We start from the raw sequence: 12,270 nt of genomic DNA, 5'->3' as shown, positions 1-12,270 counted from the left end.
TTTTTACACTGTTAGCGTCAGATTTACTCCTTCAAATTGAGCAAGTATTAAGTCAAATTGGTATTACCTACTAGGCTGCTCAAACACTCATTAATTTTTAGACATCAAATACTCCGCTACTGCAGCGTATGCAGGCAATGAAGTCGGGTCAATGACGCTATTACCTGCACTTGGGTGTGATGCGAAGCGCACAATAACCATTTCAGCTTTTGGTGCAATATAAATTGTTTGCCCATGTACGCCACGCGCAGCATACGCGCCATATTGGTTATGAAAGTGCCACCACATACTCCGGTAGCTGCCATTTGGCAAAGTGGAAAATCTCGCTTTCTCAAAAGCTTGGGTAGACCCACCTGCAACAATGCTACCGACAGCAGCTTTGTCAATAACTTGTATACCGGCCACTTTCCCCTGATTTAACATCGTAAGGCCAAGTCTTGCCATATCACGTAAGCTAGCACTTATCCCGCCTCCAGCAAAAGGAGTGCCGAGACCATCAACAGTAACGTCTGCATCTTGTTGCATACCTAGGGGTTGCCACAAGAGCTCGGATACCACCTCGTTGTACTTTTTCCCAGTTACACGAGAAATAATCCACCCTAGTACATCACTATTTACTGTTTTGTACCCAAACGATTCACCATGTTCACCGCTTGCTTTAATCGTTTGCAGGTATTCAAAATAACCTTGCGGCCCCTCATATCCTTTTGGTTTTGGCAGCGGGTTTGCTGCAAATGCGTACTGCCATATATCCGCTTTTGGATCTGCATAGTTTTCACTATATTCTAGTGCAGTTGTCATATCCATCACCTGGCGCACGGTTGCGCCGCCAAAAGCTGAATTTTTTAATTCAGGAATAATACTGGATACCATTAGGTTCTCATCTAACCTTCCCCTTGCGATGAGCATTTCAGCAATAAGGCCTGTTACCGATTTTGTCATAGACATAACAGCATGATTTTGGGTTTGATCTAAGCAGCCAAAGTATCGTTCATAGACAACTTTGCCTTGATGCAAAATTATGATGCCATCAGTATAATTTGCTTTCAGGCTTTGTTCCCAAGTAAGCTCCTTGTCACTTCCTGATGGTAAAAATGTCACATCGTCAATACCTGCTAGTAAATCAAACTCTAGTGGCCGATAACCAGCAATCTGACGCTTTATGCTTTCTGTTGGCAAGAGCGCTCTCATATTGCACACAGACCACCGCAATTTAGGAAAACTAAAAAAGTTACTATCGGGTTGCGTTATCCGCTTATCTGGTTTGGGCGGGAAACCTTGCATCCACGCCATAGTCTTGGGATCAGACTGCTCTGCTGTCAATGTCGGTTTGCTGTGAGCCGAGTAACTACTGGAGATAAGAAGTAAAGTGCTCAGTAGCGGCAAGAATAAAGTGCTACCTTTGATTTTTCGCATGCTGATATTCCTTTCGGGGAAGTGTATTAACATCAATTGCTATAACTTTAATCTCAGCTTCTCACTTCAGCAAACTTTATTTCTGTGACGAAAAAAGGCGTACATCCTGTACGCCTTGCTTGCTTAACATTAATCTTTCTTGTCTTATTTATTCGGTCAAATCTGCATAGGGGTTATGTGAGCACAATTGAATGCTTTGTGTAAACCCTGGAATAGACAGTTCATGTTCGCTTATCACCAGTGCAGATTCATCAATCATCCCCTCGCCAAAGCGATAAATAATCTCAAATTGACCATGATCTGCGGCGTATTGATACGCAACCTGCCGCTGTGATGTTTGTCCTAATTTTTGCTCATATTCAGTAAGTTGTTCTTGACTATAACGCTTACTTATCAGCTTTTTAGTGAGTGTAGGAGAAAACACAGTCGCAGTGGCGTTATTTCCACCAAACCCTTTTGAATTTATAAACGCTATATCCATAGGGTCGCAATGATAGTGCTCGGTACGAATATCTAGATGCTCGTCATATACATCATCAGCAACACCGCTAATGGTTGTGATCCCTGGCATGATATTGTATTCAAACACCCCCAGTGCCATTGCTAATTGATCGCCAGAAGCTGGCGCAATGGTGTGACCAACATACGCTTTTGGCGCCGCAACTTTCCAGCCATTGATCGAAAACGTTTGTGCTAATTTATGATATATCAGTGACTCTGTAACACGATTTTGTGGTGTACTTGAGCCATGGGCAAGAATAAAGCTACGTTTTGCTAACGCCTCTGAACCGGCAATTTGTTGAGCAAGTGCAACTGATTTAGCCATAGTAATATAGTTGCCAGGACCTGGGGCGGTTATCGATTTCTTTACCCCATCAGCATTGACAAACACATCTGCTACAGATCCCATAATATGGGCACCTAATTCCAGTGCTAAAGCATCATCCATTAAGATAGCCACTTGAGCACCTTCTCCGATAGTGAAGCCGCAATTTTCGCCAAAAGGACGGCTTGTTTTACGATAGTTTACTTCATCAGTGCCATCAAGTTTACGTAACCCCTCTTCGTTCGCCAGCGCTCCCATATTCCCAAACCCCTCTATAATTTCAGGAGTAATGGCACATTCAACACTTGCAACGATTGCTACGCGAGTCCGACCTGCTTGTATATCGTTAACCGCGGCGCGTAAATTATATAGGAAGGTTGCGCATGCGCCTGTTGTTGTAAATGTAGTGCCAACGCTTCCTGTCACATACGCATTGATAAAATCAGTGGACATCGTGTTGAGTCCGAGCGCTAGCTGTTTGGTGCTTACCCTATCACCACGTAAACGGCTACGAACTAGTCCCCCTAGCCCTTCATCGTGCATTTGCCCTGCAATAGACGCTGAATATGTACCTATTTGATCAGGGCGTACACTGTTCATCACATTTTCCCACTCTAGACCAGTTGAGCGGATAGCATCCGTAGCGGCAAAAATCGTAGCCTGCAAACCTCTGGGCTGATAGCGACTGTTATACATCAACGCGGGATCAAACCCTGTTGGTAATTGTCCAGCAGCTTTAATCGGGTTATCTCTGTAGCTGTCATGTTTTACTTCAACTTGATCCGTAATGGTGACTTCGACTGTTTTCGGATCGAGTTCGAGTATTTGCCAACTCTCAGGTGTGGGATTAGGTAAATCGCGTTTGCGGCAGTTAAATACAATTTTACTGTCGTTATTCGTTTTCATTGTCAGTTTCTGCTGCCAAGGAGTAGCATCAACATCAAAGTGATTTTTTTCGATCTTACGAATTAACGTACCCGCTAAGATCTGCTCACCAAAACGCGATTCAACTTCAGATTCTCTTATTACTTGGTTGTCGTTATCTACAAGTTGACCATCAATAAAACGGACTAAGTTCATCAAGCTTGCAAGACCTAAGTATGTTTCTTGTCTGTCTTTGGCCTCTAATTTGTCGAGTACAATCCGTTTAAAGCCTTGATGGAAAGAGGTGCGCCCAGCGGCGTTAATCCCCCCCATTCCTACAATAATTGGCAATGCTGTCATGTTATTTCTACTTCTGAACTAAGATAATGCTGTGATTTTAATTGCATTTTCACATAGCTCTTATCAAAATACGCCATATATAAATCAATTTTCGCCAACTTAAAGAGGTCGGAGCAGATGAAGCCTTGTACAAAAATCGCCATTGTTCTTTATCGACATATGCTCATTACGAGTGTTACTTTACCATTGGAGATGCTAAAAGCGGGACAAGCCTTTGCGAAAGTACATCTAAAAGACGCTTATACCCCTTTAGACATTGTGCTTTGTAGTAGTCATGGTGAGGCAATAAAAGCGGATGAATACATCACATTAGAAGCACAAAGCGATTTTAGCGCATTACCCTTGTATGACTATATTATCGTACCGAGTATTTGGCGTAATCCACGACCTATAGTAAAACAGAATCAAGAATTAAGCGCATCGCTCGCAGATGCGTGGGAAGCAGGCAGCACCTTAATTGGTGTTGGTACAGGGGTGTGTTTTTTAGCCAGCTCAGGGTTGTTAAACGGCCATTCAGCCACAACCCATTGGCATTTTGCCAAGCAATTCTCGCAGCTTTATCCTAATGTCGAATTAAAACCAGATTACTTTATCACGCAATCCGAGCGGATTTACACCATCGCCAGTCTCAATGCGCTGGCAGACGTTATAGTTCATCTTATAGAACTGTTATATGGCACAGATGCGGCACATCATGTACAGCAAAACTTTTCCCACGAGATCCGAAAACCATATGAAGAGCAGCGCTATTTAGAAGGTGCGGTTGACCGTCATGCTGACGAACAGATCGCCGCAATCCAATTTTGGCTCAAGAACAATGCCGCTGATGAGATCACTTTACCAGCTGTAGCAAGTCAGTTTGATATGAGTTATCGCACCTTCAATCGCCGTTTTAAACAAGCTACGGGCCAAACAGCGGTCGGCTACTTACAGCAAGTAAGGGTTGAAATGTGTAAAGAGCTACTGGCCAGTAGTAATCTATCCATACAGGATATTGCCCTGACCTGTGGGTTCAACTCTCAAGGTCAATTGAGTCGTGTGTTTCGCCAGCTGATCGGCAAGTCCCCTTCAACGTATCGTGACGTAGTACGCAAAAAGCTGTTCTCATAAATAGCTGTCAGCAATCTCTAGAGAATTTGCGACACCGTTAAAGTTTGTTCCTGACCATTGAATAAAAACGAAATATCATCATCGATGGTAAGCCCTTGCAAGCGCTTTGCAAGTGGTGCGTCAAACGTGATTACAAGTACAGGGGTCTCTTTATATTGAATTTTTAGACCACCTTCACTTGGTGCAAAATAAAACCAATGGCGGTCACCTTGTTCATCATCTATTGCAACTAACGCATTATAGGTAATCGTGTTACTAACTGGATTACTTACCTGATTGAGGATCTGTTGCTTTGCCAAATACATTGCATCAACGCGCTCGCTTTGCCCTTCAGCCAAATAACCATACTCAATGCTGAGTGAGTCATATTGGGTTTCAGCAGCGCTTTGTTCATGAGTCGCATCTGCACGAGCACTGTTTGCAGCAGCAGTCGCTTCTATCAATTTTTGTTCCAGTGCAAATTTTAAATACTCAATAAAAACCGTTTTAATCATCGATAGTTAACCGCAATAACATGAGATGCGAAAAGCCGTTCTCCGTCCACACTCAATTCCAAACGTAACATCCAACGCATCGATTTATCCGTACACATACCAACCATTGTCGAGGCCTCTAGTGTGTCTGCGTCGAAGAAGACTGGAATTCTGCCCATATTCATGTTTTCACCTTCCAACCAAGCTGAGTGCACCACTACTTTAGTCGCACTTTTGAGTCCTATGGTAAATTCGGTTTCAGGTTCTACCTGCCCAGAGCCCAGATAAATAGAGACCTGAGGTGTTAAGTTACATGGTGATGAAAATTTACAGACATTTCTTGTTACTGAACTTTCACTTTTTTCTGAACTTTCATGTATAATGATATTTGGGTCTGAACAGGCCACGAGGAAAATACCTAGCAATCCTATTGTTAATTGCTTTACAACCATAGGGGTTTACCGTCACTTCTGAATCCTGCGCAGTGTACGCAAGTTTCGGGGGAATTGCTAGGTTGCTTAAGAAGCGAACAAAAAGCGTTTGAAAACTTGATTGATGTCATAATTTTAGGCGTTTTAGGTATCTTTTCATAAGCAAAAAAATTATCATTTCCTCGCAAAAATAAAGGTTTCTCGGGCTGGTTAGGTTTTCACACATATTTTGAGTTAAAACATGACGGGCTTGAGGAAATATAACTAGGGCCTGTAATTCAGGTAATTCATTTCTAATCGCAATAAATTGCAGCGGAATCCAGAAAATGAGCCAAACAGTAGCATCACAAACTGAGTACAATTATAAAGTTGTACGCCAATTCGCTATCATGACAGTGATTTGGGGCATTGTTGGCATGGGTGTAGGTGTATTTATCGCAGCGCAACTTGCGTGGCCTGCGTTAAACTTCGACATTCCATGGTTAACTTACTCTAGACTTCGTCCGTTACACACGAACGCAGTAATCTTTGCATTTGGTACAAGTGCACTATTTGCAACCTCTTACTATGTTGTTCAGCGCACGTGTCAAACGCGCCTGTTCTCTGACAAACTTGCCGCATTTACCTTTTGGGGTTGGCAAGCCATTATCGTAGCTGCGGCTATCACGCTTCCTCTAGGTATTACTTCTTCTAAAGAATATGCTGAACTAGAGTGGCCAATTGATATCGCAATTGCAGTAGTATGGGTTACTTATGCTGTAGTATTCTTTGGTACTCTTATCAAGCGTAAAGTGTCACACATCTATGTAGCAAACTGGTTCTATGCTGGCTTCATCATTACTGTTGCAGTGCTTCACATTGTAAACAGCATGGCTATCCCTGTATCTTTAACTAAATCATATTCAATCTACGCAGGTGCTGTAGATGCAATGGTTCAATGGTGGTATGGCCACAACGCAGTAGGTTTCTTATTAACTGCGGGCTTCCTTGGTATGATGTACTACTTCGTACCAAAACAAGCTGGTCGTCCGGTATACTCATACCGTTTATCAGTTGTTCACTTCTGGGCGCTTGTTTCTCTTTATATTTGGGCAGGTCCTCACCACTTACACTACACTGCGCTACCTGACTGGACTCAATCTTTAGGTATGGTGATGTCAGTTATCTTATTCGTTCCTTCTTGGGGTGGTATGATCAACGGTATCATGACGCTATCTGGCGCTTGGCACAAACTACGTACTGACCCAGTGCTGCGCTTCCTAGTTGTATCTCTATCTTTCTACGGTATGTCTACGTTCGAAGGTCCGATGATGGCAATCAAGTCAGTAAATGCACTTTCTCACTATACCGACTGGACTGTTGGTCACGTACACTCAGGTGCACTAGGTTGGGTTGCTATGATTTCTATCGGTGCAATTTACCACTTAATCCCTGCGCTATTTGGTCACGGTAATATGTACAGCATCAAGCTAGTTAATACGCACTTCTGGCTGCATACAGTAGGTGTTGTACTTTACATCGTTGCAATGTGGATCTCTGGTGTTATGCAAGGTCTAATGTGGCGTGCAGTTAATGCTGACGGTACATTAATGTACAGCTTTGTTCAGTCACTAGAAGCTTCTAAGCCTTTCTATATTATGCGATTCCTAGGCGGTGTGTTCATCGTGGTTGGTATGCTAGTAATGGCTTACAACGTATTCCGTACGGTTACTGCAAAAAGTGGTCAATTAGCCACTGATGCAAACCCGCAAGTGGCTTAAGGGGTGTCGAGTATGAGCAACAATAACTCAACAAACAAACACGAAATCGTCGAAAAGAACGTTGGCCTAATGGCTATCTTAACGGTATTCGCGATTAGCTTTGGTGCATTAGTTGAAATCACTCCCCTAATGTTCCAAAAAGATACCACTCAGCCTGTAGAGGGTCTACGCCCACTGACTGCGCTTGAAATGGAAGGTCGTGACATCTACGTTCGTGAAGGTTGTTATAACTGTCACTCACAAATGGTTCGTCCATTCCGTGATGAAGTAGAGCGTTATGGTCACTACTCTGTAGCAGGTGAGTCGGTATGGGATCACCCATTCCAGTGGGGCTCCAAGCGTACAGGTCCAGACCTTGCTCGCGTTGGTCAACGTTATTCAGACGATTGGCATTATGCGCACCTAATGGATCCTCGCTCTGTAGTACCTGAGTCAAATATGCCTGGCTACCCTTGGCTTGATACTACTAAGGTAGATACCACTTATACTCTGAAAAAATTACAAGTGTTCCGTGATGCTTTTGGTATTGACAAGTCGTCAGACCGCTACAATGGCAAAGGCTACGGTGATGATGCTGAACTACAAGCGCAAGTTGATGAAATCCACGCGATGAACGGTGGCGAAGGTGCAACAGAAATGCAAGCACTAATCGCTTACTTACAGCAACTTGGCACACATTTGAAGTAATTGTTATGGATTACGGCACATACAGAGGCATTTTGACTCTGGTAATTTTGGTACTGTTTTTAGTGATTGTTGTGTGGGCATATAGCAAGCGTTCTAAGCGCCGTTTCGACGACGCAGCTAATGCCATTTTTGAAGATGAGAAAAAACACAATAGCACTATCTCTAACGAGGAAAAGGAGTCTGAAAAATGACTAGCTTTTGGAGTATTTGGGTTATCGTACTAACCCTAGCATGTCTAGCTCTGATTTTCGGCTTGCTGCTTTGGAACCTAAAAAACTATGTAGGCGTCAAAGAAGGCGAAAGCTGTGGTCATGAGTTTGACGGAATTGAGGAACTAAACAACCCACTACCTAAGTGGTGGACATACATGTTCTTCGCAACTTTTGTTTGGTCTGTTTATTATCTTGCAGCCTATCCAGGTCTTGGTAATTTTAAGGGCTTTTTGAACTGGACGAGTTCAAACCAAGGTATTACTACTTTGGAAGAGTCCAAAAACGCGATCGCTGAAGCTAAAGCCAATGGCGAGTGGGTTCAGCTTGACCAAGAAGTGAAAGCAGCAGAAGACCGTTTTGGCCCTATCTTCCAAGAATTTGCTAAGCAAGATGTTTTAGCATTAGCTGAAAACGAAGAAGCACTTGAGATCGGTCAACGTCTATTTGCACAAAACTGTGCACAATGTCACGGTTCTGATGCTCGTGGCGGTACAGGCTTTCCAAACCTAACTGACAAAGATTGGTTATACGGCGGAACACCAGACGCAATTAAAGCGACATTACTTCACGGTCGTGTTGCCGCAATGCCTGGTTGGCAAGATGCACTTGGTGATCAAGGTATTAAAGAAATGACGGCTTATGTACTCAGTCTGTCTGGACGTACTGTTAACCAAAAAGACGCGGATGCAGGTAAAGCTAAATTTGCGATGTGTGCAGCATGTCACGGTATGGATGGTAAAGGTTCTGTTGCCCATAATCTACCATTCGGAGCACCAAACCTAACCGATAATATTTGGCTTTATGGTGGTTCTCAACGTGCAGTTGAAGATACACTTCGTCATGGCCGTGCCGGTGTAATGCCAGCTTGGAAAGACATCTTAGGTGAAGATAAAGTTCACCTGTTAACGGCGTATGTTTACAGCCTGTCGCAAGACAAGTAAACAGCTCGTTTAGAACTTTATTTGAGATCAAAAAAGCCTCCTATTTGGAGGCTTTTTTTTAGGTATTTACCGTAACTTACGGTAGAATATCCGCAAGTTTTATAGCCATGTGAGCAACTATGAACCCTACCCCTTGGTATAAGAATTTTTGGCCTTGGTTTTTAATGTTTTTCCCACTTGTCACTGTCGTTGCCTGTGTTTTTCTCATCACATTTGCCGTCGGTAATGGCCCCGATATGGTCGTTGATGATTACTACAAAAAAGGTAAAGCGATCAATCTCGAACTCAGTAAGTTTGATAAAGCCAAAGCACTCTACTTACATGGTGATCTGCAAGTTGCAGAGCAAAAAGTAACGTTTAAATTCACCAAAGGTGACGCTTCAAAAGTTCACGCACTAAAACTCTCTTTTTATCACCGCACCATAGAAAAATACGATTTCGACGTCACCCTTACTAAAAATGCCAGCGGAGCGTTTACCGGTTTATTTGATGAACCCCATGAAGGTGCATTTACTGTATTCATAGAGCCTATGGATAATAGTTGGAAAATGAAAGAAAAGATCCAACTTCCACACAATGGCATCATCGCAATTACTCCTCAGTATAAGTAAACTGCCATGGCCAACTCGTGTTTTCATTGTTTAGAGCCTATTCCCAAGGGATTTGTAGGCTCAGTTACCTTTGAGGGTAATACTCAACCTGTGTGTTGTATCGGCTGCCAGGCCGTTGCAGAAACTATTATTTCTCAAGGGATGAGCGATTATTACACTTACCGAACTGAAAGTGCGGGAAAAGTCGAAGAGCTGATCCCCGAGCAGCTAAAAATGCTGCTCAGCTACGATAATGACGAGATACAAGAAGATTTCGTAGAGACGAGCGGCGACACCAAAGAGGTGTTATTGAGTGTTGAAGGCATAAGCTGCGCCGCCTGTGCTTGGCTAATAGAAAAACAACTATTGGCTCTTGGGGGGATCATTCGTGTCGATGTCAACACCTCAACTCATCGCGCGATGATAGTGTGGCAAGACAAAAATGTTAAGCTCAGTGACATCATAAAATCCTTAATGGAAATTGGTTATAAAGCTTACCCCTTTCAAGCCGATGAAGAAGCCGCCCAAAAACAAGCTGTAGCAAAAGCATATATCCGTCGGTTAGGTGTTGCAGGTTTGATGACCATGCAAGTCATGATGTTTGCATTTGCCATGTATTTTGGCATGTTTTCAGGAATGGAAGAAGATTTTGAGCAATACTTCCGCTGGATAAGCCTGATCCTTGCCTCCCCGGTTATTTTATATTCAGCAATGCCATTTTTAACCAATGCCGTTAAAGGGCTAAAAGCCAAACAGCTGAATATGGATTTGCCGGTTTCCTTAGCTATATTTGGTGCCTATGGCGCGAGTACCTATGCCACATTTATGGAAGTCGGTGAGGTATATTTTGAGTCTATCTGTATGTTTACCTTTTTATTATTATTGGGTAAATATTTAGAGTTTAGAGCTCGATTAAAAGCCAGCGAATTTACCGCTAACCTACAAAAATTACTACCACTGACTGCCAGAAAAATCGATGATCAGAACAACGAACAGCATATCGCAGCAAAAAAACTTAAACTCAACGATCGTATACTAGTCAAGGCTGGCGAGACCATTCCAGCGGATGGCTTAGTCATCAGCGGTAATACCACTGTTGATGAGTCTATGATGACAGGTGAACACCAACCTGTTAAAAAGTATCAAGGTCACCAGGTATATGCCGGTACTGTTAATCACGATGGTGTGATCACGCTAGAAATTAATAAAATTGGTCAGAACACCCTGTTGAACCAGATAATACGGTTACAACATAATGCACTTACAAAACGCCCAAAACTGGTCGAAGTAACCGACAAAGTGGCTCAATGGTTTGTTGCCTGCCTACTTGTATTTGCATCCATAACGGCAATTGGCTGGTATCCTATTTCACCAGATAAAGCGTTTTGGGTTACAATTTCGGTGTTAGTTGCTACCTGCCCCTGCGCCCTAAGCTTGGCTATACCAACTGCTTTAACCTGCGCTGTGGCTTCGCTAACCAAAAAAGGAATTTTAATCAAAGAAGCACATGTCCTTGAAACTGCAACAAAACTCACACGCGTGGCGTTTGACAAAACAGGGACTTTAACGGATGGTCGCTTTTCAATTAAACATGTTGAAATACTACAGACTCAATACACAGAATCTCAAATTCTAGAACTTGCGGCAGCATTAGAGCGTTTTTCAGAGCACCCTATTGCACGTGCATTTGCCCACATAACACCTGCAGATAACTTAATTCAAGATGTTGAAGTCATTGCAGGGTCAGGTATTAAAGGCCGCTGGCGTAGCCATGAGTTAGCCTTGGGTAAAAGTCATTGGTTTAATAACCATGCTTCTTTTGCGCAAGCTACATTATTTGTTGATGGTAAAGCCATTGCCGATTTTTATTTCAACGACAAGGTCAAAAATAATGCGGAGTCTGTCGTAGAGAAACTACAACAAGCTGGCCTTACATGTCATATGCTCACAGGTGATAGCTCTAACGCAGGTAAGGAGCTATCTGCTCAGCTGGCGCTCGATAGTTATCAAATTGGCTGCACACCAGAGCTTAAGCAACAAGCAGTAGATACGTGGTCAGAGCAAGGTGAAGTGGTCGCTATGGTGGGTGATGGTATTAATGATAGCCCTGTGTTTAATAGTGCTCACCTATCTGTTGCGATGGATACTGGCGCTGATATTTCAAAAAACACCGCGGATGTCGTACTACTCAACAGTGATTTAAACGCCATTTTGGCACTACAGCAGGTAGCGAAGCAAACACGAAGGATTGTAAAGCAAAACCTCACCATTTCATTAATGTACAACGGCTCCATCTTACCGCTCGCGGCACTTGGCTTGATCCCCCCTTGGATTGCGGTGATCGGTATGTCAGCAAGCTCCATCATCGTAATTGGAAATTCACTAAGGCTATTAAAACTATGAGTATTATCTACGTATTAATACCTATCGCTATTTTATTCGTCATTATTGCAATTGGTATTTTCTTCTGGGCGGTAAGAAGTGAGCAATTTTCCGACTTGAATAAACAAGGTCACAGCATTTTATTTGACGACGATAAAATAAAAGCGGACGAAAATAACGCTAAACGCTCCACAAATAAGTCAGACCAAGATAATTAA

At 42.9% G+C, this 12,270-nt stretch carries 12 protein-coding genes; 8 read left to right on the top strand and 4 right to left on the bottom strand.

What is annotated here, in order from left to right; translation table 11 throughout:
- Window positions 1–90 precede the first annotated feature (90 nt).
- Complete coding sequence (locus tag D9603_RS02475; protein ID WP_128729916.1) at window positions 91–1,416, bottom strand: serine hydrolase; 1,326 nt, start codon at window positions 1,414–1,416, stop codon at window positions 91–93.
- 148 nt (window positions 1,417–1,564) lie between these two features.
- Entirely contained in the window at window positions 1,565–3,466 is a 1,902-nt protein-coding gene (locus tag D9603_RS02470; protein ID WP_128729915.1) for a beta-ketoacyl synthase, read from the bottom strand.
- 117 nt (window positions 3,467–3,583) lie between these two features.
- Here D9603_RS02470 and D9603_RS02465 point away from each other — a divergent pair, with 117 nt between their 5' ends.
- A complete protein-coding gene (locus tag D9603_RS02465) occupies window positions 3,584–4,576 on the top strand; it encodes a helix-turn-helix domain-containing protein (RefSeq protein ID WP_128729914.1) in 993 nt (330 codons plus the stop codon).
- 17 nt (window positions 4,577–4,593) lie between these two features.
- On the opposite strand, the gene D9603_RS02460 is transcribed toward D9603_RS02465, so the two are convergent.
- Together D9603_RS02460 and D9603_RS02455 are read right to left on the bottom strand one after the other, a co-directional pair.
- Complete coding sequence (locus D9603_RS02460) at window positions 4,594–5,070, bottom strand: transcription elongation factor GreAB (protein WP_125253870.1); 477 nt, start codon at window positions 5,068–5,070, stop codon at window positions 4,594–4,596.
- Window positions 5,067–5,456, bottom strand: a complete 390-nt coding sequence (locus D9603_RS02455) for a hypothetical protein (protein WP_241651556.1) — start codon at window positions 5,454–5,456, stop codon at window positions 5,067–5,069. Before D9603_RS02455 ends, D9603_RS02460 begins: the two co-directional genes overlap by 4 nt.
- Window positions 5,457–5,806: 350 nt before the next feature.
- Between D9603_RS02455 and ccoN the strand changes: the two genes are divergently transcribed.
- The 7 genes from ccoN to ccoS all read left to right on the top strand — a co-directional run bounded on the left by ccoN (window position 5,807) and on the right by ccoS (window position 12,270).
- Complete coding sequence (gene ccoN / locus D9603_RS02450; protein ID WP_099028745.1) at window positions 5,807–7,240, top strand: cytochrome-c oxidase, cbb3-type subunit I; 1,434 nt, start codon at window positions 5,807–5,809, stop codon at window positions 7,238–7,240.
- A gap of 12 nt (window positions 7,241–7,252) precedes the next feature.
- Window positions 7,253–7,927, top strand: a complete 675-nt coding sequence (ccoO, locus tag D9603_RS02445) for a cytochrome-c oxidase, cbb3-type subunit II (protein WP_125253868.1) — start codon at window positions 7,253–7,255, stop codon at window positions 7,925–7,927.
- A 5-nt stretch (window positions 7,928–7,932) separates the two neighbouring features.
- Window positions 7,933–8,118, top strand: a complete 186-nt coding sequence (locus D9603_RS02440; protein ID WP_125253867.1) for a cbb3-type cytochrome c oxidase subunit 3 — start codon at window positions 7,933–7,935, stop codon at window positions 8,116–8,118.
- Window positions 8,115–9,080 carry a cytochrome-c oxidase, cbb3-type subunit III gene (gene ccoP, locus D9603_RS02435; protein WP_125253866.1) on the top strand — a complete coding sequence of 322 codons (966 nt, stop codon included), beginning with the start codon at window positions 8,115–8,117 and terminating at the stop codon, window positions 9,078–9,080. Before D9603_RS02440 ends, ccoP begins: the two co-directional genes overlap by 4 nt.
- Window positions 9,081–9,199: 119 nt before the next feature.
- Window positions 9,200–9,691, top strand: coding sequence for a FixH family protein (locus D9603_RS02430; RefSeq protein ID WP_125253865.1), 492 nt, complete (start codon window positions 9,200–9,202; stop codon window positions 9,689–9,691).
- 6 nt (window positions 9,692–9,697) lie between these two features.
- Complete coding sequence (locus tag D9603_RS02425) at window positions 9,698–12,073, top strand: heavy metal translocating P-type ATPase (RefSeq protein WP_128729912.1); 2,376 nt, start codon at window positions 9,698–9,700, stop codon at window positions 12,071–12,073.
- Window positions 12,070–12,270 (top strand): cbb3-type cytochrome oxidase assembly protein CcoS, encoded by a 201-nt coding sequence (ccoS, locus tag D9603_RS02420; protein ID WP_125253863.1) that lies wholly within the window; start codon window positions 12,070–12,072, stop codon window positions 12,268–12,270. The genes D9603_RS02425 and ccoS overlap by 4 nt, the downstream gene beginning before the upstream one ends.

Source organism: Pseudoalteromonas sp. PS5, assembly GCF_004103255.1.
Classification (GTDB): domain Bacteria; phylum Pseudomonadota; class Gammaproteobacteria; order Enterobacterales; family Alteromonadaceae; genus Pseudoalteromonas; species Pseudoalteromonas peptidolytica.
Note: the sequence above shows the minus strand (reverse complement) of the source record. Positions and strands in the feature narration are given on the sequence as shown.